The 24,768-nt window shown below is 71.4% G+C and carries 25 protein-coding genes and 1 pseudogene; 13 read left to right on the forward strand and 13 right to left on the reverse strand.

Features of this window, described 5'->3' with window-relative positions; translation table 11 throughout:
* Positions 1 to 25 precede the first annotated feature (25 nt).
* The 4 genes from AC5L35_RS04780 to AC5L35_RS04795 are packed head-to-tail and all read right to left on the reverse strand — an operon-like array spanning position 26 to position 3,423.
* Positions 26 to 1,066 (reverse strand): alpha-ketoacid dehydrogenase subunit beta, encoded by a 1,041-nt coding sequence (locus tag AC5L35_RS04780; RefSeq protein WP_495058304.1) that lies wholly within the window; start codon positions 1,064 to 1,066, stop codon positions 26 to 28.
* Positions 1,059 to 2,039 (reverse strand): thiamine pyrophosphate-dependent dehydrogenase E1 component subunit alpha, encoded by a 981-nt coding sequence (locus AC5L35_RS04785; RefSeq protein WP_495058305.1) that lies wholly within the window; start codon positions 2,037 to 2,039, stop codon positions 1,059 to 1,061. Before AC5L35_RS04785 ends, AC5L35_RS04780 begins: the two co-directional genes overlap by 8 nt.
* 16 nt (positions 2,040 to 2,055) lie before the next feature.
* Positions 2,056 to 2,862 carry an SDR family NAD(P)-dependent oxidoreductase gene (locus AC5L35_RS04790; protein ID WP_495058306.1) on the reverse strand — a complete coding sequence of 269 codons (807 nt, stop codon included), beginning with the start codon at positions 2,860 to 2,862 and terminating at the stop codon, positions 2,056 to 2,058.
* Between the two features lie 39 nt (positions 2,863 to 2,901).
* Positions 2,902 to 3,423, reverse strand: a complete 522-nt coding sequence (locus AC5L35_RS04795; RefSeq protein WP_495058307.1) for a 2,4'-dihydroxyacetophenone dioxygenase family protein — start codon at positions 3,421 to 3,423, stop codon at positions 2,902 to 2,904.
* 138 nt (positions 3,424 to 3,561) lie between these two features.
* Between AC5L35_RS04795 and AC5L35_RS04800 the strand changes: the two genes are divergently transcribed.
* The 7 genes from AC5L35_RS04800 to AC5L35_RS04830 all read left to right on the forward strand — a co-directional run bounded on the left by AC5L35_RS04800 (position 3,562) and on the right by AC5L35_RS04830 (position 9,594).
* Entirely contained in the window at positions 3,562 to 4,146 is a 585-nt protein-coding gene (locus AC5L35_RS04800; RefSeq protein ID WP_495058308.1) for a carboxymuconolactone decarboxylase family protein, read from the forward strand.
* 22 nt (positions 4,147 to 4,168) lie between these two features.
* Entirely contained in the window at positions 4,169 to 5,650 is a 1,482-nt protein-coding gene (locus AC5L35_RS04805) for an MFS transporter (protein WP_495058309.1), read from the forward strand.
* Positions 5,651 to 5,959: 309 nt separating this feature from the next.
* On the forward strand, positions 5,960 to 7,591 hold the full coding sequence (locus AC5L35_RS04810) for a sensor histidine kinase (protein ID WP_495058310.1): 1,632 nt from the start codon (positions 5,960 to 5,962) through the stop codon (positions 7,589 to 7,591).
* Positions 7,588 to 8,001, forward strand: a complete 414-nt coding sequence (locus AC5L35_RS04815) for a roadblock/LC7 domain-containing protein (protein ID WP_495058311.1) — start codon at positions 7,588 to 7,590, stop codon at positions 7,999 to 8,001. The genes AC5L35_RS04810 and AC5L35_RS04815 overlap by 4 nt, the downstream gene beginning before the upstream one ends.
* Before the next feature lie 3 nt (positions 8,002 to 8,004).
* Complete coding sequence (locus AC5L35_RS04820) at positions 8,005 to 8,400, forward strand: DUF742 domain-containing protein (RefSeq protein ID WP_495058312.1); 396 nt, start codon at positions 8,005 to 8,007, stop codon at positions 8,398 to 8,400.
* Positions 8,401 to 8,419: 19 nt separating this feature from the next.
* Complete coding sequence (locus AC5L35_RS04825) at positions 8,420 to 9,001, forward strand: GTP-binding protein (RefSeq protein ID WP_495058313.1); 582 nt, start codon at positions 8,420 to 8,422, stop codon at positions 8,999 to 9,001.
* Positions 8,998 to 9,594 carry a GAF domain-containing protein gene (locus tag AC5L35_RS04830; RefSeq protein ID WP_495058314.1) on the forward strand — a complete coding sequence of 199 codons (597 nt, stop codon included), beginning with the start codon at positions 8,998 to 9,000 and terminating at the stop codon, positions 9,592 to 9,594. Before AC5L35_RS04825 ends, AC5L35_RS04830 begins: the two co-directional genes overlap by 4 nt.
* 40 nt (positions 9,595 to 9,634) lie before the next feature.
* On the opposite strand, the gene AC5L35_RS04835 is transcribed toward AC5L35_RS04830, so the two are convergent.
* The 3 genes and pseudogenes from AC5L35_RS04835 to AC5L35_RS04845 form a co-directional block, all read right to left on the reverse strand.
* Positions 9,635 to 10,885, reverse strand: a complete 1,251-nt coding sequence (locus tag AC5L35_RS04835; protein ID WP_495058315.1) for an acyl-CoA dehydrogenase family protein — start codon at positions 10,883 to 10,885, stop codon at positions 9,635 to 9,637.
* An 875-nt stretch (positions 10,886 to 11,760) separates the two neighbouring features.
* Complete coding sequence (locus AC5L35_RS04840; RefSeq protein WP_495058316.1) at positions 11,761 to 13,314, reverse strand: GMC family oxidoreductase; 1,554 nt, start codon at positions 13,312 to 13,314, stop codon at positions 11,761 to 11,763.
* Positions 13,315 to 13,673: 359 nt separating this feature from the next.
* Positions 13,674 to 13,811 (reverse strand): annotated as a pseudogene (locus AC5L35_RS04845) (IS481 family transposase); the annotation flags it as partial.
* Between the two features lie 112 nt (positions 13,812 to 13,923).
* Between AC5L35_RS04845 and AC5L35_RS04850 the strand changes: the two are divergent.
* Positions 13,924 to 15,306 carry a DUF222 domain-containing protein gene (locus AC5L35_RS04850; RefSeq protein WP_495058317.1) on the forward strand — a complete coding sequence of 461 codons (1,383 nt, stop codon included), beginning with the start codon at positions 13,924 to 13,926 and terminating at the stop codon, positions 15,304 to 15,306.
* On the opposite strand, the gene AC5L35_RS04855 is transcribed toward AC5L35_RS04850, so the two are convergent.
* On the reverse strand, positions 15,303 to 16,355 hold the full coding sequence (locus tag AC5L35_RS04855; protein ID WP_495058318.1) for a Glu/Leu/Phe/Val dehydrogenase dimerization domain-containing protein: 1,053 nt from the start codon (positions 16,353 to 16,355) through the stop codon (positions 15,303 to 15,305). The two genes, AC5L35_RS04850 and AC5L35_RS04855, sit on opposite strands and share 4 nt — an antisense overlap.
* 153 nt (positions 16,356 to 16,508) lie before the next feature.
* Here AC5L35_RS04855 and AC5L35_RS04860 point away from each other — a divergent pair, with 153 nt between their 5' ends.
* A complete protein-coding gene (locus AC5L35_RS04860; protein WP_495058319.1) occupies positions 16,509 to 17,399 on the forward strand; it encodes a LysR family transcriptional regulator in 891 nt (296 codons plus the stop codon).
* Between the two features lie 175 nt (positions 17,400 to 17,574).
* Here the strand turns inward: AC5L35_RS04860 and AC5L35_RS04865 are convergent, their stop codons facing one another.
* The 3 genes from AC5L35_RS04865 to AC5L35_RS04875 form a co-directional block, all read right to left on the reverse strand.
* Positions 17,575 to 18,927, reverse strand: a complete 1,353-nt coding sequence (locus tag AC5L35_RS04865) for an MFS transporter (protein ID WP_495058320.1) — start codon at positions 18,925 to 18,927, stop codon at positions 17,575 to 17,577.
* Complete coding sequence (locus AC5L35_RS04870) at positions 18,924 to 20,087, reverse strand: LLM class flavin-dependent oxidoreductase (RefSeq protein WP_495058321.1); 1,164 nt, start codon at positions 20,085 to 20,087, stop codon at positions 18,924 to 18,926. The genes AC5L35_RS04865 and AC5L35_RS04870 overlap by 4 nt, the downstream gene beginning before the upstream one ends.
* A 73-nt stretch (positions 20,088 to 20,160) precedes the next feature.
* Entirely contained in the window at positions 20,161 to 20,331 is a 171-nt protein-coding gene (locus AC5L35_RS04875; protein WP_495058322.1) for a putative leader peptide, read from the reverse strand.
* 137 nt (positions 20,332 to 20,468) lie between these two features.
* Here AC5L35_RS04875 and AC5L35_RS04880 point away from each other — a divergent pair, with 137 nt between their 5' ends.
* From AC5L35_RS04880 to AC5L35_RS04895, 4 genes are all read left to right on the forward strand, one after another.
* Positions 20,469 to 20,990 (forward strand): hypothetical protein, encoded by a 522-nt coding sequence (locus AC5L35_RS04880; protein ID WP_169397903.1) that lies wholly within the window; start codon positions 20,469 to 20,471, stop codon positions 20,988 to 20,990.
* 255 nt (positions 20,991 to 21,245) lie between these two features.
* On the forward strand, positions 21,246 to 21,470 hold the full coding sequence (atpE, locus tag AC5L35_RS04885; protein ID WP_169397904.1) for an ATP synthase F0 subunit C: 225 nt from the start codon (positions 21,246 to 21,248) through the stop codon (positions 21,468 to 21,470).
* 47 nt (positions 21,471 to 21,517) lie between these two features.
* On the forward strand, positions 21,518 to 22,807 hold the full coding sequence (locus AC5L35_RS04890) for a sensor histidine kinase (RefSeq protein WP_495058323.1): 1,290 nt from the start codon (positions 21,518 to 21,520) through the stop codon (positions 22,805 to 22,807).
* Positions 22,804 to 23,520, forward strand: a complete 717-nt coding sequence (locus AC5L35_RS04895; RefSeq protein WP_495058324.1) for a response regulator — start codon at positions 22,804 to 22,806, stop codon at positions 23,518 to 23,520. The genes AC5L35_RS04890 and AC5L35_RS04895 overlap by 4 nt, the downstream gene beginning before the upstream one ends.
* 83 nt (positions 23,521 to 23,603) lie before the next feature.
* On the opposite strand, the gene AC5L35_RS04900 is transcribed toward AC5L35_RS04895, so the two are convergent.
* Together AC5L35_RS04900 and AC5L35_RS04905 are read right to left on the reverse strand one after the other, a co-directional pair.
* Entirely contained in the window at positions 23,604 to 23,861 is a 258-nt protein-coding gene (locus tag AC5L35_RS04900; protein WP_495058325.1) for a DUF6295 family protein, read from the reverse strand.
* Positions 23,862 to 23,868: 7 nt separating this feature from the next.
* Positions 23,869 to 24,621, reverse strand: a complete 753-nt coding sequence (locus tag AC5L35_RS04905; protein WP_495058326.1) for a dienelactone hydrolase family protein — start codon at positions 24,619 to 24,621, stop codon at positions 23,869 to 23,871.
* Positions 24,622 to 24,768: the final 147 nt, after the last annotated feature.

A 24,768-nucleotide genomic window follows, 5' to 3' on the forward strand; every position in this document is an offset into this window, starting at 1 on the left:
TCCGGTGACAGGAACGGTGGAGGCGTCACGGGCCCAGCACCCACTGCTGCAGCGAGGCCGCGATCCGGTCGCTGCCGGGCAGGAGCTCCGCGACGAGGCTCGGCGCGGCCGGTACCCGGGAGTCCGGCAGCCCCAGGCGCAGCGCGGGGCTGCGCAGCGGCACGCCCGCCCCCGCCACCCTGGCCACCACCTCGGCCCCGAACCCGCCCGTCACGTTCGCCTCGTGCAGCACCGCGAGCCGCCCGGTGCGCCAGACCCGCTCGATCACCTCGTCCGTCAGGAACGGGTTGAGCCACGGCAGCTCGAGCACCTCCAGCGACACGCCCTGCTCCGCGAGCGTCGCGGCGGCCTCGAGGGCTCGGCCGGTGAACGCCCCCCAGGTGACCACCGTGGCGTCCGACCCCTCGCGGCGCACCCGCAGGCCGCCCGGCTGCTGCACCGGGCCGCCGAGCACGACGTCCTGCTTCCCGGCGTTGTAGAGCGTGCGGTTCTCGATCACGATCGTCGGGTCGTCGCTGTGCACGGCCGCCACCAGCAGGTCGTACGCGTCCTGCGCGGTCCACGGCATGCACACCCGCAGGCCCGGCACATGCAGGAAGAACGCCTCCAGGCTCTGGCTGTGCTGCGCGCACGCCCCCGGCGCGGAGCCCTGCTGCGTCCGGATCACGACCGGCGCCCGCAGCTCTCCGCGGCTGACGTAGTGCACGTTCGCCAACTGGTTGACGATCTGGTCGAACGCCACGAGCGAGAAGTCGACCCACATGATCTCGACGATCGGGCGGCGGCCGAGCATGGCCGCGCCGACGGCCGACCCGAGAATCGCCGACTCGCTGATCGGGGTGTCGAAGACCCGCTCCCCGAACTCGCGCCGCAGCCCACGGGTGACCCCGAAGACGCCACCCGGCTTGGCGACGTCCTCCCCGTACAGCAGCGTCTCCGGCAGTTCGGCGAGGCAGCGGCGCAGGGCGGCGTTGACCGCCTGGCCGTAGGTGAGCTGGGAGGTCGTGGTCGCCGGGGCGGTGGTGGTGGCGGACGGCGTCTCAGAGATGGAGGTCGTCTCAGACATAGAGGTGGTCCTTCGCGGTCGCCGGGTCGGCGAGCGGGGCGGCGAGCGCCTCGGCCGCCGCCTGCTCCATCTCCGCGCGGGCGTCGCTCTCCGCGCGCTCGATCTCGGCGTCCGGCGCGCCGTCGGCCCGCAGCTGTCCCGCCAGCCGGACGGTGGGCTCGAGCCTGCGGGCCTCGTCGAGCTCACCGGGCCTGCGGTACTGCTCGGCGTCGCCGATGTAGTGGCCGACGAGCCGCGCGGTCATCGCCTCGACCAGTGTCGGGCCTCCGCCCTCGCGGGCCCGCCGGACGGCGGCACCGAGGCGGTCGCGCACGATCGCGGGGTCGTTGCCGTCGATCCGCTCGCCCGGGATGCCGTAGGCCGCGGCCCGGCGGTGCAGGAGCGGGTCGCGGACCATCTCGTCGATCGGGGTGAGCTCGGACCACGTGTTGTTCTCGCAGACGAACACCACCGGCAGGTTCATCGCGGCCGCGAAGTTCATCGCCTCGTGCACCGCGCCCTGGTTCATCGCACCGTCACCGAACACCGTGATCGCCACCCGGCCCGAGCCGTCGAAGCGGCCGGCGAGCGCCGCCCCCACCGCGATCGGCGCCCCGGCGCCCACGATGCTGTTCTCCCCGAAGAAGCGGTGCGTGGGGGCGCTGAGGTGCGCCGAGCCGCCGCGACCGCCGTTGGTCCCGGTCGCCCGGCCGAGCACCTCGCCGAACAGCGCGGCGGGCGGCACGCCGCAGGCGAGTGCCCACGAGTGGCCGCGGTAGGTGGCGAAGAGGGCGTCGTCCGGGCCGATCAGCTCTGCGGTGCCCACCGCGACGGCCTCCTGGCCGATCCCGAGGTGGATCGAGCCGACGGCGTCGCCCGCGAGCCGCAGGTCCCGAACCTTCTCCTCGAACACCCGCATCCGCCAGACCTGGTGCAGGTCGGCCGCGGTCCGGGACCGGGTCACCCCGTCCGTGGCGAGCGTCTGGTCGCTCATGGTTGCTCCGTCCGTCTCAGCCGACGGCGAGGCGCTGGCCGCCGTCGACGGCCAGCGCGACACCGGTGATGAAGGAGGCCTCGTCCGAGGCGAGGAACAGCGCGGCACGGGCGACGTCCCACGCCGTTCCCATCGTGTTGCGCAAGGGCACGTGCGCGTTGCGCTCGGCGATCACCTGCTCCCGGGTGGCGCCGCCGCGCCCGACCCGGTTCTCGATCGCCATGGGGGTGTCCATCAGCCCGGGCAGGATCGCGTTGGCGCGGATGCCGTGGGCCGCGTTGGTGATCGCGATGTGCTCGGTCAGGGTGACGACGCCCGCCTTGGACGTCCGGTAGGCGACGTACGGGTAGTTGATGTTCGCGGCGATCGACGAGATGTTCGTGATCACGCCGCCGCCCTGCTCGCGCATCACGGGAATCGCGTGCTTGCAGGTGAGGACCATGCCCTGCAGGTTGATCGCCGTGATGCGGGCGAACGCGTCGGCCTCGATCTCGGTGATCGGGGCGTCCCCGCCGGCGAGGCTCACCCCGACGTTGTTGTGCAGGATGTCGATCCGGCCCCACCGTTCGAGGCATGCCGCGGTCATCGCGGCGATGGCGTCCTCGTCGGTGACGTCCGCCCGCACGGCCTGCGCCTCACCGCCCTCGGCCGTGATCTCCTTGACGGTGTCCTCGGCGGCGGCCAGGTCGCGGTCGGCCGCGAGCACACTGGCCCCTTCCCTGGCGAGCAGCACCGCGGTGGCGCGCCCGTTTCCCGCGGTCAGGCCGGGTGTCTGCCCCGCGCCCACCACGATCGCCACCTTGCCCGTAACACGCTGACCCATGCCTCGACCCCTTCGTCGAACAACCCGCCCGCCCTGCGGCTAGCGCATGAACTCCTCGACCCGCTCGGTGCCGAGGCCGACCGCCGCGTAGTGCCGCCGCGCGTTCTCGATCTTGGTGAACACGTCCTCGTACCCGGTGGCCGCGCCGTCGGGGTCGACGTAGACGTAGGTGCCCGTCACGTGGAAGAGCGTGACCATCTCCGCGACGCCCTCCGGCACGACGAGCGTGTGGGTCTCCCCCGGCGGCTCGAAGGCGTAGCTGCCCTCGGTCGCCTCCCACTCGTGCTCGAGGTAGTGCCAGCGCCCGCGGAGGGTGAACGCGTGCACCGGTCCCGCGTGGCGGTGCCGGGAGAGCACGCCACTGCGGCGCACGCGCAGCAGGTTCACGAAGTAGCCCTGACTCGGCGCGAGCAGGAGCGGCCGGAACGCGACATCTGGAGCCTGCGGCACCCACAGCCGCTCGTCGGCCTCGAGGTCGAGCGCACCGGGAACGACCAGGTCGGACACCATGCCGGGCGGCTGCGAGCCGCGGAAGGGAACGAGGTCGTCCTCGGTCGACATGCCCACCTCGATTTCAAATGATGAACCGTTGCGGCATTACCTGAAGGACGGTAATCATGGGGCGCGCACCGCGTCAACATCCCGACCGCACCGCGCAACCGGGAGAACCTCGCTCACGAACGATGGAGTTCCGCGCCCATGGCTCTCGTGCCCTACCTGTCGGAGTCCGACCTCGCAGAGGAGGACCGGCCCCTGCTGGCCCGTCCGATCAACCTGTTCCGCGCGCTCGCGAACTCCCCCGACGCGCTGCGTACCCACGCGGAGTTCGGCGAGTGGATCCGCCACCACTGCGAGCTCGACCCGCGGCTGCGGGAGCTCGCGATCCTGCAGGTCGGCTACCTCACCTCGAGCCCCTACGAGTGGAGCCACCACATCAAGATCGGGCATGACTTCGGGGTGTCCGACGACGACGTCACGGCGCTCATCGCCGCCACCGCCGGCCAGGAGCACGGGCTCGGCGAGGTGGAGACGGCCGTGCTGGCCGCGGCGAGAGAGATCACCGCGGACACCCGGATGACCGACGAGACCTGGGCCGTCCTGCTCGGCCACCTGGGCCGGGCCCGCCTGGTGGACCTCGTGATCGTCATCTCCTTCTACAACGCGGTGATCCGCATCCTCGCCACGCTGCAGATCGACGTGGAGCCCGACTACCAGCGCTACCTCGAGGCGTTCCCGCTGGCCGAGCAGGCGCCCGGCCCGGAGACGGCCAGGAGACGGGGGTAGGCGCGCTCCCGGTGGTCACCGGGTGGACACCGGCACGACGTTGCCGATTCTTTGCTTGCTTAGCATCAAGCAATTAATATTGCGTCCCATGCTGCGCTCCCGCCCCGCCACCGCTTCGATCGATCGGGATCGACGAGGGGACGACGAGCCTCTCCCCCGCCGGTGGACCGTGTTCACCGTGATCGCGATCGCCCTGCTCATGGCGTCGATCGACCAGACGTCGGTGGCCACGGCGCTCCCCGCGATCCAGAAGGACCTCGGCGGCTCCCTCGCGTGGAGCAGCTGGACGATCACCGTCTACGCGCTCGGCCAGATCATGTCCATGCCGATCGCCGGCAAGCTCAGCGACCAGTTCGGCCGCAAGACGATCTTCCTGGTCGCCATCACGATGTTCACCCTGACATCGCTGTGCGCGGGGATGGCCGGCGACATCGCCACCCTCATCGTCGTGCGGGTGTTCCAGGGCCTCGCCGCCGGGGCGATCGTGCCGTCGGCAACCGGCATCGTCGCCGACCAGTTCGGGCGCGACCGCGACCGGGCGATCGGCCTGTTCACCAGCATCTTCCCGATCGGCGCGATCATCGGACCCGTGGTCGGCGGCGTGCTCGTCACCTACACGTCCTGGCGGGCGATCTTCCTGATCAACCTCCCGCTGGGCGTGCTGCTGGTGGTCCTGGTGGCCCTCCTGATCCGCAGGACACCCCGCACCGCGGCCGCCCCCATCGACCTGCGGGGGATCGCCCTGCTCTGCGGGCTGCTGCTCTCCACGATGACCGCGATCACCGCGCTCGGCACCCCCGGCAACCTGCGGCTGCAGCTCACGGCCGCCGGGGTGTCCGCCGCCGTGGCAGCTGTGCTCTGCTGGCGGTTCCTCCGGCACGCCCGCCGCGACCCCGCGGCCGTCGTGCCGATGCGGCTCCTGCGCGGCCGCACCTTCGGAACGATGAACACGGTCAACGTGATGTTCGGCGCGGCGGCACTCGGCTTCGGCACGCTGGTGCCGATCTACGCGGAGAACCGCTACGGCATCGCCCCGCTCGCGGCGGGGGGCCTGCTCGCGATCCGGGCGGTCGGGATGATCAGCCTCTCGGGCCTGTCGGTGTTCCTGCTGCGCCGCACCGGGCACCGGATCCTGATGGTCGCCGGCTTCGCCGTGATGACCGTCGGGATGGTGATGCTGGCGCTGCCACCGCAGGGCCTCTCCGTGGAGGCGTGGCTCTCGCTCGCCGCCGGCATCACCGGCCTCGGGATGGGGATGGCGGCGCCGGCGAGCAACAACGCCTCGCTGCACCTCGCGCCCCGCGAGATCTCGGCGATCACCGGGCTGCGTGGGATGTTCCGCCAGTCCGGCGCGATCGTCTCGATCTCGATCACCACGGCACTGCTCTCGGTCAGCGCGCAGCCCGGGATCACCCAAGCCTACGTCTTCGCTGTGTTCGCCGTGATCCTGCTGGCCGCCGTGCCACTCATCCTCTCGATGCCCGACCACCGCGGCAGCTGGTGAGCTCGCGCCCGTCTCCGCGCCCGTCTCCGCGCCGGTAGCCGCCGGAACTCCGGGTCGGCCCCGACATCGACGTCAGCGTGGCCGCAGCCGCGTCCCCACCACTCCCACGTCGACCTCGCCGCTACGAAGGTGCCCACCCCGATGAGAGGGCGTTGATTGGCGAACCCGCTATCCCCGCGTCAACAGCCCAGCTGGGCAATGCGATTCGTCGCTGCAGTAAGATCATCACCTGCGGAGTCGAGCAGCGGACGCGGTGCTCGGTGCGCGTCCACTTTCCCTGCTGACCTGCTCCGGTCAGGAAAGGACCAGATGTCGTCGCCTGCCCCGCACAGTCCGAACAGCACCCTCCGCCAGCGCGACGACCTCGATAAGCACGCGTCGCCCGAAGCAGGTGCGCAGGCTGCCACCGATGACGGATTCAGAAAAGCACGCTCCACCCTGCTGGCGATCGGCGCGGTATCGGCGGCCGTACTGACCATAGGTGGCGCCGCGGGCATTTTCGCCATCATGAACGGCGATGTCGCCCCCGCCACCATGGCCGGCATCGTCGTCGCCGCGAGTGTGGTCGTCGTCCTCGTGACGGTGGCCAGTGCCGTGCGGACCGTCCACCGGGCGCTCACGGCACCGGCCGGTGTCGAACGGCGCCCCGAGGCCGAGCGTCGTCAGGACGTTCCCGCTCCCGAACCGCGGCCTGCCGAGCCGACCGCCAGTGGGATCGCGCCGTCGGCGAGTCCCGGTCCGCCGCCACGCGAGCTGCCTCAGGAGCAGTCGCAGAGCCCGGAGGTGTTCAGCAGGATCGCCGGACGCCTGCAGGCCAAGGTGTCCAGGGCGTTCGTCGACCTCGATGCGCTGGAGCGGCGGATCGAGGACCCGGAGCTCCTGGCCACGGTCTTCCGGCTGGACCACCTCATCACGCGCATCCGACGTGAGGTGGAGAACCTCTCGGTGCTGGGCGGCGACGCTCCGCAGCCCCGCTCGAGCCAGCCTGCCGAGGTCAACCAGGTACTGCGCCTCGCTGTCGCGTCCACCGAGGACTACCAGCGCATCACCACGTTCCCGGTTCGCGGGATCAAGATGCACGGGCATGTCGTCGCCGGCCTCATCAACCTCCTCGCGGAGCTCCTGGACAACGCGACGGCGTTCACTCCGCCGCACGCCCCGAAGATCGCGCTCACCGCGTCCCGGGTCGCGTCGGGCCTCGCGATCGAGGTTCACGACCGCGGGATCGGCATGGCCCCCGACGACATCGAGCGGGTGAACCGCCTGCTCGCCGGCTACACCGACGTCGACCTGCACCAGCTGCTGGACGAGGGCCGCATCGGTTTCGCGGTGGTCAACAGGCTCGCGCCGCGGCACAACATCAGGGTGCAGCTGAGGTCCAACATCTTCGGCGGGATCGACGCCGCGGTCGTCATCCCCCACAACCTGCTGACCGAGTCGGGGGACCTCTACACAGCCCCGCACACGGAAGGTCCGACCCGACTCGAGCCGGGCATGAACCGGGGTGCCGCGCGGGTACCGGTGCGCGCCCACGCCCAACCCGCGCCGCCGGACTGGCCATGGCCCGCGCCCGGCAACCCCGCCGGGGGGTCGACGGACGTGCTGACGAACACCCGTCGCGGCATGCCGGGCCCGGCGGCGCCGGACGGCACCGGACCGTCGTCGTTCCCACGATCGCCGGCGGAGACCGACAACGGCCACGGCGGTCTTCGCCCGGTTCCGATGGCGTCCGACGCAATGGCATCCGCGGGAAAGGCGGCGCCCCCGCCGACGAACCGTCCGCCGCTCCCCCAGCGGGGTTCGGAGACCTACCTTCGGCCCGAACTGCGCCAGCCCCCGCAGGTCGCCAGGATCATCCCCGGCCACAATCCCGATCTCCTGACCGACGTCATGCGTGGACGCGAGGATGCCGAAATCGACAACAACGACGGGGGTCAATGATGGATGATCTCAACTTTCTTCTCGACGACCTCGTCAGGACCGTTCCCTACACCAAGTGTGCGGTGCTGCTCTCGGTCGACGGCATCAAGACACACTGGAGCGGAACAAGCGCCGACGACGCCGACATCCTGGCGGCCATGTCCTCCGGGATGATCTCGCTCGCACACCAGGTGGGGGCGAAGTTCGGGGGACATCAGGACAGCGGGGTCCGGCAGGTCATCACCGAACTCAGCGGCCTCTACCTGTTCGTCACGGCCGCGGCAGGTGGCACGGTGCTGGCGGTGCTGGCGGCCCGCGAGGTGAACACCGGAGCCATCAGCTTCGAGATGACGAAACTGTGCAAGCGGGTGCCCACCCGCATCGCGACGCCCACCCGCCAGCGTCCCGCCTCCGGTAGTGGGATTCGTTGAGAGATGATCGAAGGCGGCAGGGACCCGGACCTCGAAACCGAAGTACTTCCCCGCTCACGAAAGGACGCCGATCCATGGCGGGCGCGGCCGTTCACCGTCACCAACGGCAGAACTGAACCGAGCACGACCATTGATCTCATGACCTTGGTCATGGTGTCGGACGAGGCGGCCATGTCCTCCGACTGGCTGGGCATCGACCACGCCCCGGTGTTCGATCTCTGCCGAACGGCCATCTCGGTCGCCGAGGTCGCCGCACGCATCGGACTCCCGATCACGGTCACGAAGATCCTGCTGGCCGATCTCCTCGAGATGGGCGTTCTCATCATGAGGGCGCCCGCGTCCTTCATCACCGACCTGACGACCCTGGAGGCAGTTCGCGATGGTCTCCGCGCCCTCTGACCACCGTTTTCCCGTCCAGATGAAAATCCTCGTCGCAGGCGGGTTCGGCGTCGGGAAGACCACCTTCGTGGGCGCCGTCAGCGAGATCCCGCCGCTGACCACGGAAGAACATCTGACCACCCTCAGCGTCGGGACAGACCGGCTCACGGGCATCGAGAACAAGACGACCACCACCGTGGCCATGGACTTCGGCCGCCTCACGCTGCACAACAACATCAAGCTGTACATGTTCGGGACACCGGGCCAGGACCGGTTCTGGTTCATGTGGGACGAACTGTGCCGGGGCACCCTCGGTGCCGTCGTACTCGTCGACACCCGACGGCTCACGGACTGCTTTCCCGCCATCGAGTTCTTCGAGTCCCGCAGCATCCCTTTCCTGGTCGCCATCAACGAGTTCGACGGAGCGTTCCAGTACGACGCCGACGAGGTACGGGCAGCACTGAACCTCCAACCGATCGTCCCGATCGTGCAGTGCGATGCCCGCAGTTCTGCTTCCGCCAAGGGAGTGCTCATCTCATTGCTCGACGCAGTGATTGTGCAAGCCCGGACCGACGCCGCAGTGCGCGACCACCCGACCCCTACGGCCAGGAGTACGTCATGACCTACGACCCCCCAGGCAGCTCGGCCGACCCGATCGACAGCCGGTTCGTCGGCGCTCCGTACGACCCGGCCGCAGTCGCGCGGGTACAGCGGCTGCGCGCACTCGGCATCGGCACCACCCCGGACGCCGAGTTCAACAAGATCGCCGCCAAGATCGCACATGCCGCGGGCACGCCCTACGCCATGGTGAACTTCGTCCTCGACACGCATCAGTACTTCGCCGGGCTCTACGAAGCCCCGTCCGCGGGAACCGGCACGCTCGAGGCCGCACAGGCGGCAGCCCAGGGCACCGTCGGCAGGACGATGGACCTCGACCACGGCTTCTGCCCCCACGTGGTCGACATCAAGCACGCACTGGTGCTCGATGACGTGTGCGCCTGGCCGAGGTTCGCCGGCAACCCGGTGGTCGACGAGCTGGGGATGCGCTCCTACATCGGAGCGCCGGTGTTCGACCGTGCCGGAATGGTTCTCGGCACGGTGTGCGCCGTGTCCACCCGGCCGAGCGCGTGGGGCTCCCCGGGGGTGGAGCTGATCAAGTCCATGGCCCTTGAGGTCATGGACCTGATCAACCGACGTGAGCTGGGAGGGTCCTGAACAACTCCGCCCGTAGCGGGCCGAGTTGTTCAGGGCGCTCCTAGGCGGCTCGTAGCGCCGCGCTACTCGCCCGCAGCTCGCCGGCCAGTAGCTCCGACCACTCGCGCCGGTGCGATGTCGTCTGCAGGGCCACCTCGGCGAGCCGCAAGCGCTGGACGTCCGAGGTGCCCGCAGGGGCGTAGATGTGGTACGCGTCGCGGACCAGGCGCTCGAGCCGGCGGTCGGCCGACAGCCCGTGCGCGGCGTGCACCTCCATCGCCGTGCGCGCGGAGTCCAGCGACAGCTCGACGTTCTGCAGCTTCGCGTTCATGAGGTAGGCGTCGCAGGGAACTCCCTCGTCGAGCAGGTGCGACGCGTGGTAGGCGAGTACCCGGGCCGTCATGAGGGATGCCTGCATCGCGCCGAGCTTCTGCCGGACGGTGGGGTCGTTGCTCAGGGCGACCCCACCGTGCCACCGACTCGAGACGAACTGCAGGGTCTCCTCGAGCAGAGCCTGGTGGATGCCCAGCGACACCGCGGCGAGGTTCAACCGGCCGTACAGGATGCTCGACGAGTAGGCCACGCTGAGGCCCTCACCTTCGGCCCCCAACCGGTTGGCGGCGGGGACCCGGCAGTTCTCGAAGATCAGCTCGCCGAAGCTGAATCCGTTCAGCCCCATGGTGGGGCGGTAGTCACTGAGGTAGAAGCCGGGCCGGTCGGCTTCCACGAGGAAAGCGCTGAGCCCACCTGACCCCGGGCCGGTACGGGCGACGACGCCGTGCAGGTGGCCGATGTGGCTGTTGCCCACGAACACCTTCCGGCCGTTGAGGACGTACTCGTCCCCCTCTTGGTGCGCCGAGCTGGTCATGCCGAGCACGTGACCACCGGAGGCCTGCTCGGTGACGGCGATCGTGGGCAGGTAGTGGCCTGCCGCGACGCCCGGCAGCCACCGGTGCTTCTGCTCCTCGGTGCCGAAGTGCAGGATCTTCGCGACACCCAGCATCGATGCCTGGGCCATCGCTCCGAGCGCGCCGGAGACCCGGGACAGCTCCTCGATGATGATCGTTTTCGCCAGGTGGCCGAGACCCATTCCGCCGTACCGGGGTCCGATCGTCACCCCGATCCAGCCCTGCCGTGCAATTTCCGTGGCGAGCTCGACCTCTACGGACCGAGATGCCTCCATGGCCGCGACTCGGGGTCCGACCACCGTTTCAGCGAACTCGCGGACTTTCTCTCGGAGTTGGTCGTGGCGTTTGCTTGTGAACGCAGAACTAACCTGTGTGCGCTCGGACGTCACCTGACTGCTCCCCATTCTGCGACCGGCCCAGCAAGTGCTCCCAGCTTTTCTAGCGGCGCCCTGATCTTGCCATCTGCCGCCTGGTGACGCAACGCGTCTGATCATGAGCGCCCCGCTGCCGACGCTCCACGCTGCGGGTGGAGGCCCCGCCATCGACTGGGGCGCACTATTCGCAGGATGTCGTGACATCTTTCATCCGGGGCCGGCGCCCGCTTCGCCGCGCGCTTCGCGGCGACCGGTCCTGGCGACGCGGGCAACACACCGACCTCACAGCCGACGCACAGCCGGGACGCCCGCGTTCACCATCACTCTGCGTTTTCCCCGGACCGTTCCGGTCAGCATATCCACTTATCGGATAAATGCGGAACGGACTCCGAGAATCGATGTCCGACGCCTTCTTGATCGACCGCGGAGAGGAAACGATGGCGTGTCCGCCGCCGATCACCGCGCCCGCTGACGTCGCCGACGACAGCGCTGATCTGCACTCCTGGGGCGGGGCCTGATCGACACAGGGCTCAGGACCTCCCCGGCCGGGCCGGCCACGAAACCGTCGCGACGTTTGTGGGCGACCGTCTCGATCATCGTGCTGACGTCCTCTCTATCGGCGATGATCATGTTACAGAGGGTAAGCATCCGGATGATCATGCAGAAGCGCCGTTCGGGTGGCAGGAGCCCGACGACGTGACGTTTCAGCGCGTGGCGACGAGGGCGGCCTCGCCGATCACCACGGCGAGCCGAGCGACAGCCGGCTCGACGAGCAGCTTGCCGTGCTCCGCGGTGGCGCCCGTCGGGTCGCCGATGTACCCCTCCGGGTTTCGTCGCCGAGGACGGCGACACCTGGCGCTGCTTCCCGGTCCTGCCGGGACCGGTCACCTGGTCCGGCGGTCGGGTCAGCCGGCTCCCAGCAGATCAGCGGCGCGCTCGGCGATGCCGTAGACGGTGGCGTTCGTGTTGGCCGACACGATGGACGGCATGACCGACGCGTCGGCCACCCGGAGCCCGTCGATCCCGCGCACCCGCAGATCGGTGTCGACCACCGCCATGTCGTCGGTGCCCATCCGGCACGAACCGACCTGGTGGGAGTAGGTACGCAGGCTCTTGAACAGGTAGTGGCGCACGGCCTCGCCGTCGTCCTCGCGCACCCCCGGTCCCGGGAGCACCTCCTCGGCCCGCCACGGGGCAAGGGCGCCGGCCTGCCCGATGGCGCGGGCGATGCGCAGACCCGCCGCCATCACCTCGACGTCCCGCGGGTCGCCGTAGTAGTTCGGGTCCAGCAGCGGCGCCGTGCCGGGCCGGGCGTCGGCCAGCCGGATCGTCCCACGACTGCTGGGGGTCATCGCGCCGAACGCGACGCTGTAGGCCTGACCGGGTACGGGCAGCGCGGGCGGCATGGCGGGCGCGAAGTACGGGATCTCCAGCACCTGGAACTGCAGATCCGGCCCGCCGTCGGCGAGAGGGCTGCGGGCCAGCCCGATCAGCTCCGCGTGGTTGTTGACCCCGGGCGGAATGGGCACCGGCGAGCTGTAGACCACCGTCGAACGCGGATGGTCGTGCACGTTGGACCCGACGCCGGGCAGGTCCAGCTCCACATCGACGCCGACCTCACGCAGATGCGCCTGCGGGCCGACGCCCGAGAGCAGCAACAGCTGCGCCGAGCCGACGGTGCCCCCGGCCAGCACGACCTCCCCGCTGCACGCGGCGGTGTGCACGGTGGAGCCGACGCTGTACTCGACACCCGTGCACCGCCCACCGGTGACGCACAGCCGGTGGGCCGACGCGTCGGTCACCACGTCGAGGTTCGGCCGCGCCAGCACCGGGACGAGATAGGCGTCGGCCGCGCTCTGCCGCCTGCCGTCCACGATGTTGAGGTCACACCAGCCGAAGCCCTCCTCCAGCCCGCTGTTGATGTCGGACGCCATCGGGTGGCCGGCCTCGGCCGCCGCGGCGAGCCCCGCCACCGCCACCGGATGCGGCGCCGGCGCCGGCGCCGGCGTCAGCGGCCCGTCCACCCCCCGGACGGCCGGGTCCCGCCCCACGGTGCGCTCGCTGCGTCGCAGGTGGGGAAGCAGGTCGTCGAACCCCCACCCCGGCGCACCGGCGGCGGGCCACGCGTCATAGCTCGACCGGTGGCCGCGGATAAAGCACATGCCGTTGATCGCCGACGAGCCCCCCAGCACCCGGCCGCGCGGCCACGGGATGACCGTGCCGGTCGCGCTCTGCACCACGCTGACGCCCGCCCAGTCGACCGCGGTGCCCTGCAGCCTCGGCCACCCGGACGGGACGGCCACCGCGTCCAGTGGTTCCCGGCTCCCGGCCTCGATCAGCAGCACCCGCACGTCCGGGTTCTCCGACAGCCGCGCCGCGACCACGCAGCCCGCGGTGCCGGCCCCGACCACCACGAAGTCGTACCCGCGCCCCGGCCCACTCCTGACGTCATCCCCCATGCCGCAACTCCACGCGGTATGCCCAGTACCTGCAGCGGTATGAGGCCAACCTCACGGACCCGATGGCCCCTGACCAGCGATAATCCGCCGTTTGTCCGGGATGGGCGAGCAGGACGGGGTCGGCGCCGATCCGCCGTTCGCCCACACACGGCCCTGCCTGAGCGCGTGCCCGCCTCCCTCATCGCCCGCGCGCTCGACGAAACCGGCTGAACGGAGCGCCTAGTTGTAATGCCCAGGCGGGTTGTTGACCCGGCTGACGAGTGGGTGGCCGCGGTGGGCTTTCTCGTCGGGGTGGATCTCGGCGTAGGCCCCGTGGGCTGGTGCGGGTCTGCCGGGACCGGTCGCTGGCGCGGCCGTGCACCCGCCGGCGTCGCCGTCGCGCAGCCGAGCTTCTTCACCTCCACGTGCACCAGCTCGCCCGGGCAGGCGCATTCGCAGCGGCGGATCACCGTGCCGGTGGGGCGGTCGAGCCAGGCCGGCCGGGCGAGGCCGTGGCGGACGGCGTGGAGCGATCGGAGAGTCCGGCAGGCCGCTGCCACGAGCGCTGAACGGCCGTTGACCTGCGACGAGGGACCATGATTCGAACAGGTGTTCGAGTATGATGATGGGGTGTCGGACAGCCCGCTCACCACCGCGCACCGCCTCCTGGTCCAGGCGATCGACACGCTGTCCGCCGCTGCCGAGTCCGGCGCCACCGACGACGACCTGCTGTCCGTGCTCACCCTGTGCGAGGGCACGAGCAGGAGGCTGGACCGGCTTACCGTCGCCACCGTGTCCGCGCTGGAGCGGCGCGGGACGTTCGCGGAGCGGGGCTACAAGTCCACTCCGGCCGCGCTGGGCGATCTGCTCGGCTGGGAACGGTTCGAGGCCCGTCACCGGGTGGTCGCCGCCGAGCAGGTGTGCCCGCGGGTGAGCCTCGACGGCACCGCACTGCCCGCGAAGCTGCCTGCCACCGCCGAGGTCTTCGCCGCCGGGCACACCGGCCTGCGGCATGTCGCGGTGATCGCGCGGGTGCTCGCGAGCCCGGCCGCCGAGCGGCTCACACCGCAGGTGTGGGCCGGTGCCGAAGCCCAACTCGCCGAGAAAGCCGCCGTCTACACCCCCTCAGAACTGCAGACCTGGGGCATCGCGCTCGTCGAAGCCCTCGACGCCGACGGCCCCGAGCCCGACGACCGGCCCCCCGCGCCGGTCAACGAGGTGCACCTGGTCCGCCACCGCGGCAAAGCGGGCGGCACCCTCAAAGCCCGGTTCGACGACGCGGCCATGTTCGACGCCATCGCCACCGTGATCGACGCCCACGCCCGACCCGTCACCGCCGACGAGCAGCGCAGCGCCGCCCAACGCCAGGCCGAAGCCCTCGCCGACGTGTGCGGGTACGTGCTCGACCACGCAGACGTCCCCGAATGCGGCGGGCGCCGCCCACATCTCACTGTGCTGGTCCGGCTGGAGGATCTGGAGAACCGGGCCCGCGCCGCCTGCCTGGACTTCGGCGGCACCCTGTCGCCGGAGTCGCTGCGGATGCTGGCCTGTGATGCCGCGGTCGTCCCGGTCGTGCTGAACGGGACGGGCCAGCCCCTCGACGTCGGGCGGGCCACCCGCACCATCCCCGACGGGCTGCGCCGCCATCGCCGCCCGCGACCGCGGCTGCGCCGGCTGCGGCCGCCCACCATCCTGATGCGAGGTCCACCACATCACCGCCTGGCACGACGGCGGCGACACCGCCCTGCACAACTGCGTGATGCTCTGCCGCGCGTGCCACCGCCTCCAGCACCACTCCGAATGGGAAGTCCGCATCCGCGACGGGCTCCCCGAACTCATCCCACCCGCCTGGATCGACCCCCAGCGAAGACCCCGCCGAAAACCACTCCTGCACCTCGCCGCGTAAGGACGGTCGAGCAGAGGGGGCGCGGTCGGCAGAGCCTCTGTGATCACTGGGGGGACACATGTCCTCAGGCCGACGCCGTCAACAACGCTCATGGGCACTACACCTAGCCAGCGCCCGCGGTGCGCAATCTGCGCTCCGCCAGCACCATCGACTCGTGCAGCGGGGTGGTGCCACCGGCGCGGGCGGCGTCGAGCACCTGGTCCACGGTGTCCTCGATCGCCTCGACCCGTGTCGCGGCGGCGTCGTGGTCGAGACCGCCGACCTCACGGTTGAGCACGTAGATCACGCCGCCGGCGCTGGTCACGAAGTCGGGCACCCACACCGTTCCGGCGTCGGCGAGCAGTCCCGCCACCGAGTCGTCGGTCACCTGGTTGTTCGCGGGCCCGATGACCAGCGGCACGTCGAGCGTCGCCACCGTTTCCGGGTTGAGCACGCCGCCCACCGCAGCCGGCACCAGCACGTCGGCCGTGGTCCGGATGGCCTGCTCCGGATCCACCCAGGAGTATCCGGCGCTCTCCGCCGCCGCCTGTTTCTCCCCGTCGACGTCGGAGACGACAACGGTGGCCCCCGCCCGGTGGAGGTCGGCGGCGAGCCGTGACCCCACGGAGCCGAATCCGGCGATCACCACCTTGCGGCCCGACAGCGACTCCGACCCGAAGGCGTGCCGGGCACCCGCGCGCAGCGCAGCCTGGACGCCCTGCGCGGTGGGAGTGCCCGAGTTCCCCGTGCCACCGTGCTCCTGCGGCAGGCAGAACGAGTGGGGAGTCACCTCCCGGATGGTCATCATGTCCTCCGGTCCCGTGCCCACGTCGGGTCCCACGAGGTAGGAGCCATCGAAGGTGGCGACGACCTCGGCCACGTCGTGGAGCACGTCCCGGCGCAGCTGGGGCGTGAGCACCGTGCCCATCGGCAGCGCGACAACGGTCTTCCCGCCCCCGTACTCCAGCCCGGCCGCCGCGCACTTGTAGGTCATCGCCTCGGCGAGCCGCATCGCGTCCGCCGCGCCGTCCCGCCAGCTCGGATAGGTCCAGATTCGGCAGCCGCCCACGGCGGGTCCGAGCGCCCGGGAATGCACGGCGACGGTGATGGCGGCGCCGGACCGCCGACCGCGCCGGACCAGCACGTCCTCGTGGTGCAGGGCACCGTTCTCAGGCATCGAGACCTCATCTCCCATTCCTCAACAATTGGCAAACAATCACATTCGCCGGCCTGTCGGGCGGCCCGCTGTCCCATCCTGTGCCGCGCCGCCATCGTTTGACCAACGCACATTCCAGTTACCGGTCATCGCGGATCGTGCTAACAAGGGGTCATGGAGCTACGGCACCTCGCGGCGTTCACCGCCGTCGCCGAGGAGGGGAGCTTCACTGCCGCCGCGGAGCGCCTGCACATGGTGCAGTCCGCCGCCTCGGCCGCCGTGCGCACCCTCGAGCGGGAGCTGGGCGTGCGGTTGTTCGACCGCACCACCCATCACGTCGAGCTGACCCCGGCCGGACGGCTGCTGCTGCCCGAGGCACGTCGCACGCTGGCCGCAGCCGCCGCCGCGCGGGACGTGATCAACCAGATGCACGGTGGGCTGCGCGGCACGGTGCGGCTGGGGATCAACCAATGGGACCGGGCCTTCAGCGTGCCGCGGCTGCTCGCGGAGTTCCGCGAGGAGCACCCGCAGGTCGGGATCGAGCTGCACCGGGGCGACAGCACCAGCAACTCCCGTGCGCTGCACAAGGGGCAGCTGGACCTGGCGTTCATCGCCGTCGACGCCGAAGCGGCCCCCGGGCTTTCACTGACACCGCTGGTACGGCAGACGATGCTGTTCGTCACCTCGCGCGACCATCGCCTCGCCGGCCGGAGCTCGATCGACCTCGCTATGACCGCGGCCGAGCCCTTCGCCGAGACGCCCCAGACGTGGGGGGTACGCATCTCCATCGACCGCGCCTTCCGGGCCGCAGGGCTCGACCGCCGGGTCGCCTTCGAGGTCGCCGACATCGAGACGGTGCTCGACTTCGTCCGCTTCGGCCTGGCCGTCGCCCTGGTGCCTCCCTCGGTGCTGGACTCCTCGTCCGCCGTGAGCGTGATGCCCGTGTCGACCGGGGCTCCGGTGCTCGCCCGGTCGCTCGCAACAGCCGCTCAACGGGATGTCTCCGCGCCCACGCGAGCCCTGCTCTCCACCGCCCGCCGGTTGGCCCGCGACGGCCTGTGCTGAGCCGCCGGACCCGAACAGGCCCAGCCCGAGCGGGATCCCGGTGTCGGCGAACGCCGCGCGGGCGCCACCCCCGCCCCATCGGCAGGTCGCAGCCCGGCACGTGGGTGGCCCTCATCCCGGTCGTCGTGACCCGCGTGGCGCCCGTCCGCGCAGGCCGATCAGCGCCGTGCGATCACTACCAGCGCGTCCCATTCGTCCATTGTGGACGCCACCCGATCCAGCGCGGCATCAGCGCGACGGCGACGAGACTGATCACCGCGGTGACCGCCAGATAGCCGGCGGCCAACCAGGGCGTGCCGCCGCCGAGAGCGAGCAGGCCGGTGAGGAACACCGGCGTCAGCCCGGAGGCCCAGATGCCCGACCCCTGGAAGACCAGCGACATGCCGGTGTAGCGGACGTCGGTGTCGAACAGCTCCGCGAAGAGCGTGGACTCCGGCCCCGTCATCAGCGCGTACCAGACGCCGAGCTGGAGCAGCAGCACCGCGACGACGAGCCAGGCGATGCCGCTGTGGACCGCGAAGAACGAGGGCACGACGGTGACCCCGAACCCGACGACCCCGATGCCGAAGATCCGCCGTCGCCCGTAGCGGTCCGCGAGCAGGCCCGCCACCGGGATCAGCGCCGCCATGAGCAGGGCACCGCCGGTGACCGCCAGCAGCACCACGACCTTGTTGATGCCGACGGTCGCCGTCGCGTAGGTGATCGCGAAGACGCCCCAGGTGTTGAACGCCGCGCCCTCCGCCCACCGGGCGAGCATTCCGGCGAGGATCCCGCGCCGGTGCCCTGCGGTCCGGAAGACCTGGACGACGGGCACGCGTGCCGTCGCGCCGCTGTCGCGCAGCCTGCGGAACTCCGGGGTCTCCAGGAGGCGGAGCCGGACCAGGAGGCCCACCGCCACCAGCACGACGCTCAGCACGAACGCCGCGCGCCATCCCACGTTCAGGAACGTCTGCTCGTCGAGCACCTCGCCCAGCAGCGCGAAGACCCCCGTCCCGAGTGCGAGCCCCAGGCCGAGGCCGATCTGCGGCACGCTGCCGAACCGGGCCCGCTTGCCCGCAGGCGCGTTCTCCACCGCGAGCAGCACCGCGCCGCCCCATTCGCCACCCACCGCGAGGCCCTGCAGCACGCGGAGCACCACCAGCAGGATCGGCGCCGCCGCACCGATCGACGCGTAGGAGGGCAGCACCCCGATGAGCGCGGTCGCCGCCCCCATCAGCACCATCGTGGCGACGAGCGTGCGCTTGCGGCCGAGCCGGTCACCGATGTGCCCGAACAGGACGCCGCCGACGGGACGCGCGACGAACCCGACGGCGAACGTCCCGAAGGCCAGCAGGGTGCCCACGAGCTCGTTGCCGACGGGGAAGAACAGCTTCGGGAACACCAGGCTCGCGGCCGTGGCGTAGAGGAAGAAGTCGTACCACTCGACGGTGGTGCCGACCAGGCTCGCCAGCAGGACGGTGCGGGTCCTCGGCGCCGGGCCGTCCGGTGGCCGTTCCGCGAGGACGGCGGCCGTGCCCCGGCCGCTCACTGGGCTGCGGCGAACGGGACGGCGCGCGGCTCGGCCACGACGAGGCCGTGGCCCTCCGGCGGGTTCCAGATCCCCCGCCGGGCCAGCAGGGGCAGCACGCCCTCGCCGACCCACCAGGCCTCCTCCAGGTGCGGGTGCCCGGACAGGATGAACTCCTCGATGCCCAGCGCGTGGTACTCCGCGATGCGGTCGGCGACCTCGGTGTGGCTGCCCACCAGCGCGGTTCCGGCGCCGCCGCGCACGAGGCCGACACCGGCCCACAGGTTGGGCGACACCTCCAGGTTCGACGTGGAGCCGCCGTGCAGCGACCGCATCCGCCGCTGACCCTCCGACTCGCTGCGTGCGAGACCGGCCTGCACCTTCTCGATCGTGGCCGGGTCGATCGCCGCGATCAGCGACTCGGCGTGTGCCCAGGCCTGCTCGGAGGTGTCACGGGTGATCACGTGCAGCCGGATGCCGAAGCGGACCGTGCGCCCGCGCGCCGCGGCGAGCCCGCGGATCCAGGCGATCTTCTCCGCCACCTGCGCGGGCGGCTCACCCCAGGTGAGGTAGACGTCGGCGTGCTCGGCGGCGATCTCGCCCGCGATGGGCGACGAGCCCCCGAAGAAGATCGGCGGCACCGGGTCGGGCAGGCGGTCGAGGAACGCGCCCTCCACGTGCACGTGCTCACCGTCGAGATCGACCTTCTCGCCCCGCCACAACGCCCGCACGACCTGCAGGAACTCCCCCGTGCGGCGGTAGCGGGCGTCCTTGTCCAGGAAGTCGCCGTACGCCCGCTGCTCGAGGGGCTCCCCGCCCGTCACGACGTTCAGCAGCAACCGGCCGCCGGAGTGCCGCTGGTAGGTCGCCGCCATCTGCGCCGCGAGCGTGGCCGACACCGAGCCCGGCCGGAACGCGACGAGGAACTTCAGCCGCTCGGTCTCGGCCACGAGCATCGCCGTGGTGAGCCACGCGTCCTCGCACCACGCGCCCGTCGGCGTGAGCGCCCCGGCGAAACCGACCTGTTCGGCGGCGCGAGCCACCTGGGTCAGGTAGCCGATCGACGCCGGCCGGACGCCACCGGCGGAACCGACGTCGACGCCGTGCCCGCCCCCGACGAGCTGACGGCCGTCGCCGTACGTGGGCAGGAACCAGTGCGCGGTCAGAGGACCAGGAGACACGAGAAGACCTTTTTCTGAACGACCCGCGGGAGCAGAGGACCCGGGCGGGCGGGGGACGGAACGGGGCTGCGCGTCAGCCGCAACAGACGCAGGACGCCAGCCGGCACAGGTCGACATGCCGACGTTGCGTGAGCAGGACCCCGATCACGGCTTCCACAGCAGCAGACGGGCCCGGTGGACGCAACCGAATGTGATGCGACAGATGGGGATTCCCGGTCCGGCACAGCGCTATTTGTTCGAACATTTCTCAGCTCTCTCACCTGCCGAAACCGGGAAGGGAAATGGCGGCGGTAATGTCAGACCCCCCGGCCGACCAGGCTGCACTCGGGCCCGCCCTAGAGGATCTGTCTACCCACACGGAATGATGCGGGGATGCCGCCCGTGACCCTGACGCTGACCATGAGCGCCGACATCGACCCGCCGCTCGCCGGGCCCCAGGCCGCCCAGCAGCTCGGCCGGGAGATCGCCCGACGTTCCGACGCGCAGCTCGCCGGCACCTCCCTCTCCCCGGACCACGGCCGCGTCAGCTGGACGGTCCTGCGGCCGCGGTCCGAAGGGGCGTACTCCTACCCGCTCCTCGAGCTGGAGCGCACCGTCCACGCCGTCGTCCGGGAGACCGAAGGCTGGGAGGGCGCCCTGATCCGGCCCACCGAGCTCCGGGTCCTGACCGCCGACGACGTAGACGACCGCCCCGACGAGCCGTCGATCCCCGACCTCGTGGGCGTCGACGAGTTCGCGGAGCTGCTCGGCGTCAACCGGGCCCGCTTCTACCAACTGCGCGACCGGCCCGACCTCGGGTTCCCGGGCCCGGTCGCCCGGGGCGTGTACCTCCGGGCCTCAGCGGAGCAGTACGCGCAGGACCGCGCCCGCCGGCTGGGGCGCCAGGCCGCCACCGAGGGCTGACGGTCGATCGCGCAAGTCGCTCCACCTGCGCAGCTTCAGCCCGTTCATCGAACGTCGCCGGACCGCCTCGACCTCGACGCACCGGGCTGACCCGCTGCGTACGCGAGAGGGCGTCCGTCAGCCGATGGTCGAGATCGCGATCGACCTGTGGCCGGCGGACGTGGACCTCGAACCGATGTGCGCAGCCCTGGCCCGCTGACACCGTCGATCATGCCCGGCGCCGGCCCACGGCTCCTCGCCTGATCGGAGATCCTCATGACCGGCTCGCTCGCCGACCTCGGATACGGCCTCTCGATCGTCGGGTACGGCCTCTCGGCGATCGGGCCGGGGATCGGCGTCGGTCTCGTCTTCGCCGCCTTCATCAACGCCGTGGCCCGCCAGCCGGAGGCACGCGGCCAACTGCAGGGCATCGCGTTCATCGGCTTCGCATTGTCCGAGGCGCTGGCCATCCTCGGCCTGGTGCTCGTCTTCGCCCAGTAGGGACGACAGAGCCAAACCGCCCCGATGATCGCTAGGCTCCGTGGTCGATGCACCCCGCCCCCACCGGCAGCGCCGTCCCGGGCCCTGACCTGCCCGGGATCCTGCCGGGGGTGCTCCGGTCCGGGCTGCTCCCGCCGGAACCGCCGGTGAGCACCCGGCACACGGCCCGCGACCGGGCGGCCGACGTCGGCTGTGTCGTGGTGGCCGCCGCCATCGCGTTCCTCGTGTTCATGCCACCGCCCGGCCCCGGTTCGCTCGGCCTGCCGGACGCCCCGCCGTTGGTCAACCTGGCGGCCGGTGCTCTCTCGTGGCTGTCGCTGTGGTGGCGGCGCCGGTGGCCCGTCCCGCTGGCCGTCGCGCTCGTCCTGGGTGCGGTGCTGGTGCCGACGGTCGTCGGGGCCGCCGCGCTCGCGCTGTTCACCGTGGCCGTGCACCGGCGCGCCGCCGTCACCGCGGCGGTGACCGTGCTGGCCGTGGTGGCGGGCCTGGTGCAGCACCGGCTGCACCCGATCGACCCCGACACGCCCGTCACGTACTGGGTCACGTGCGGCATCCACGCACTGGTGTGCCTGCTCGCCGCGACGTGGGGGGTCACCGTGCGGGCCCGCAGGCAGCTGGTGCTGTCGCTGGCCGAGCGGACCCGCCGGGCGGAGGCCGACCAGCAGGAGCGCATCCGGCAGGCGAGACAGCGCGAACGCGAACGCATCTCCCGGGAGATGCACGACGTACTGGCCCACCGGCTCTCGCTGCTGAGCATGCACGCCGGAGCACTGGAGTTCCGGCCCGACGCCTCACCCGAGACCGTCGCGGAGGCGGCCGGGGTGATCCGGGCCAGCGCGCACCAGTCGCTGGTCGACCTGCGGGAGATCCTCGCCGTGCTGCGCGCGGCCGACCACGACGACGACACCGACCGCGACACCGACGGCGACGCCCTGCACCCCCAGCCCGGCCTCCACGGCCTCGGCCTGCTGCTGGAGGAGACCCGCCGGGCCGGCACCGTGGTCACGGTCCGCGACGAGGTCACGGCCGCGGACGCCGTGCCGGCGGTCCTCGGCCGCACCGCATTCCGGGTGGCGCAGGAAGGCCTCACCAACGCGCGCAAGCACGCGCCGGGCGCGCCCGTCACCGTCACGCTGACCGGCGGGCCGGGCGCCGGGCTCACCGTCGGGATCTGCAACCGGCTCGCCGTGGCCGCACCGGCCCCCGAGGTGCCGGGGTCCGGAACGGGCCTGGTCGGGCTGGCCGAGCGCGCCGCGCTGGCCGGTGGGCGCCTCGAACACGGGCCGACGGCCCATGGCGAGTACCGCCTGTGCGTGTGGCTGCCGTGGCCGGCGTGACGGAACCCCCGACGGGCCGGGCAGCGCCGGTCCGGGTGCTCGTCGTGGACGACGATCCCCTGGTGCGTTCCGCGCTGCACACGATGCTGGGCGGGACCCCGCTCGTCGAGATCGTCGGGCAGGCCACCGACGGGGCGCACGTCCCCGCCGCCGTCGCCGCCCACGACCCGCAGGTGGTGCTCATGGACATCCGGATGCCGGTGGTCGACGGCCTCGCCGCCACCGCGGCGCTGCGCGCCCGCCCGGACCCGCCCGAGGTCATCGTCCTGACCACCTTCGACACCGACGACCACGTCCTGCGCGCCCTGCGGGCCGGAGCGGCGGGGTTCGTCCTGAAGGACACACCACCGGCGCGGATCCTCGACGCCATCCTTCGCGTCGCGGACGGCGAGACGATGCTCTCGCCCTCGGTGCTGCGACAGCTGGTCGACCACGTCACCACCGGCGACGGCGCACGGCGGCACCGTGCCGCCGAGCGGCTCGACCGGCTCACGGTGCGGGAGCGTGAGGTCGCCACCCGGATCGGCGAGGGGCTCACCAACGCCGAGATCGCCGCGAGCCTCCACATGAGCGTCGCGACGGTGAAGGCCCACATCACGCGCATCCTCACCGCCCTCGGTCTGAACAACCGGGTGCAGATCGCCCTGCTCGCCCACGACGCCACCCCCCACGGCGACGGTCCTCCGACCCGACGGACGGGGGACCCGACGTAACTGCGGCCCCGGACCGGTCCGGGAGGAGCGCGGCGAGGTCGTCGTCGACCTCTGACCGCGCTCGGAACCGACCCGGACCGCGGTCAGTGGTGCGCTGCGCGCTCCACCGTGACCTGCAGTGCGGCCATGAGGGCACGCGCCGAGTCGAGGCTCAGCTCGACCGCCACCCGGGCACCGGGGCCGCGCTCGGGGTTGAGGAAGTCGATGTTCACCGTGTGCGCGTCGGGGGCGTGCACGGGGTGGTCGTAGTAGACGGTCGCCGTGCGCAGCGGGAACCAGCCGTTCGGGCCCTTCCCGCTGCTGGACTCGACGTCGATCTTCTCGGTGCTGTAGGTGCACATGGTCGGCTCACACCTCTCCGGACAGGCGGGTGGCGAAGAACTCCTGCACGCGCTGCCAGCCGTCCAGCGCGGCCGCGACCCGGTAGGCAGGCCGGTCCACCGAGAAGAAGGCGTGTCCGGCGTCGTCGTAGCGGTGGAACTCGTACTCCTTGCCGTGGGTCTGCAGGAGCTTCTCCAGCTCGTCGACCTGGTCGGGCGACGGGTAGGAGTCCTCGTTGCCGAAGAGCCCCAGCACCGGGGCGCGCAGTTCGGCGACCCGGTCGGCCAGCGGCTGGACCTGCAGCGGGAAGCCCTCGGGCGGCGTGCCGACGACGAACGCGCCGTAGCAGTCGACCGCACCCTGGATGTCCAGTTCGAGCGCGGTCAGGAACGCCTGGCGGCCACCGGAGCAGTACCCGATGGTGCCGACCTTGCCGTTGGAGTTGGGCAGGGCGCGCAGCCACCGCACCGCGCCGGCGGCGTCACCCACGAACCGGGCGTCCGGCACTCCCCCGTTGGCCCGCGCGGTGGCCGCGGCGTCGTCGGGCTCCGCGCCGGGGGCCTCGCGGCTGTAGAGGTTCACGCAGATGGCGTTGTAGCCCCAGACGGCGAACCGCCGCACGATCTCCTTGCTCTCGCGGTCGTAGCCGGGCATGTGGTGGATCACCAGCACGCCGCCACGGCTCCCGCCGTCCATCGGACGCGCGGTGTAGGCCTCGATCTCATCGTTGTCGGCACCCTGGATGCCCACCGTTTCGGCGAGCACGGCGTCATAGCGCACGGAGGTCGTCTCCTCTGATCGTCGGGATCCGACGGACGCCGGATCCCGACCCCTTCTTACCGCCGCAAGCAGTTGCCCGGCTGCGGCGCCCCCTGCATGCGGTGCCGGTCCCGCCACCATCTGTGACGGAATGTCCCGTGTGTCCGT

The organism is Pseudonocardia sp. OZ21 (assembly GCF_059359135.1).

What these genes read in the sequence shown, in the direction of transcription:
- AC5L35_RS04780 (WP_495058304.1), bottom strand. Translation starts at nt 1,066, where the DNA reads ATGTCTGAGACGACCTCCATCTCTGAGACGCCGTCCGCCACCACCACC.
- AC5L35_RS04785 (WP_495058305.1), bottom strand. Translation starts at nt 2,039, where the DNA reads ATGAGCGACCAGACGCTCGCCACGGACGGGGTGACCCGGTCCCGGACC.
- AC5L35_RS04790 (WP_495058306.1), bottom strand. Translation starts at nt 2,862, where the DNA reads ATGGGTCAGCGTGTTACGGGCAAGGTGGCGATCGTGGTGGGCGCGGGG.
- AC5L35_RS04795 (WP_495058307.1), bottom strand. Translation starts at nt 3,423, where the DNA reads ATGTCGACCGAGGACGACCTCGTTCCCTTCCGCGGCTCGCAGCCGCCC.
- AC5L35_RS04800 (WP_495058308.1), top strand. Translation starts at nt 3,562, where the DNA reads ATGGCTCTCGTGCCCTACCTGTCGGAGTCCGACCTCGCAGAGGAGGAC.
- AC5L35_RS04810 (WP_495058310.1), top strand. Translation starts at nt 5,960, where the DNA reads ATGTCGTCGCCTGCCCCGCACAGTCCGAACAGCACCCTCCGCCAGCGC.
- AC5L35_RS04815 (WP_495058311.1), top strand. Translation starts at nt 7,588, where the DNA reads ATGATGGATGATCTCAACTTTCTTCTCGACGACCTCGTCAGGACCGTT.
- AC5L35_RS04820 (WP_495058312.1), top strand. Translation starts at nt 8,005, where the DNA reads ATGATCGAAGGCGGCAGGGACCCGGACCTCGAAACCGAAGTACTTCCC.
- AC5L35_RS04825 (WP_495058313.1), top strand. Translation starts at nt 8,420, where the DNA reads ATGAAAATCCTCGTCGCAGGCGGGTTCGGCGTCGGGAAGACCACCTTC.
- AC5L35_RS04830 (WP_495058314.1), top strand. Translation starts at nt 8,998, where the DNA reads ATGACCTACGACCCCCCAGGCAGCTCGGCCGACCCGATCGACAGCCGG.
- AC5L35_RS04835 (WP_495058315.1), bottom strand. Translation starts at nt 10,885, where the DNA reads ATGGGGAGCAGTCAGGTGACGTCCGAGCGCACACAGGTTAGTTCTGCG.
- AC5L35_RS04840 (WP_495058316.1), bottom strand. Translation starts at nt 13,314, where the DNA reads ATGGGGGATGACGTCAGGAGTGGGCCGGGGCGCGGGTACGACTTCGTG.
- AC5L35_RS04855 (WP_495058318.1), bottom strand. Translation starts at nt 16,355, where the DNA reads ATGCCTGAGAACGGTGCCCTGCACCACGAGGACGTGCTGGTCCGGCGC.
- AC5L35_RS04860 (WP_495058319.1), top strand. Translation starts at nt 16,509, where the DNA reads ATGGAGCTACGGCACCTCGCGGCGTTCACCGCCGTCGCCGAGGAGGGG.
- AC5L35_RS04875 (WP_495058322.1), bottom strand. Translation starts at nt 20,331, where the DNA reads ATGTTCGAACAAATAGCGCTGTGCCGGACCGGGAATCCCCATCTGTCG.
- atpE (WP_169397904.1), top strand. Translation starts at nt 21,246, where the DNA reads ATGACCGGCTCGCTCGCCGACCTCGGATACGGCCTCTCGATCGTCGGG.
- AC5L35_RS04890 (WP_495058323.1), top strand. Translation starts at nt 21,518, where the DNA reads ATGCACCCCGCCCCCACCGGCAGCGCCGTCCCGGGCCCTGACCTGCCC.
- AC5L35_RS04900 (WP_495058325.1), bottom strand. Translation starts at nt 23,861, where the DNA reads ATGTGCACCTACAGCACCGAGAAGATCGACGTCGAGTCCAGCAGCGGG.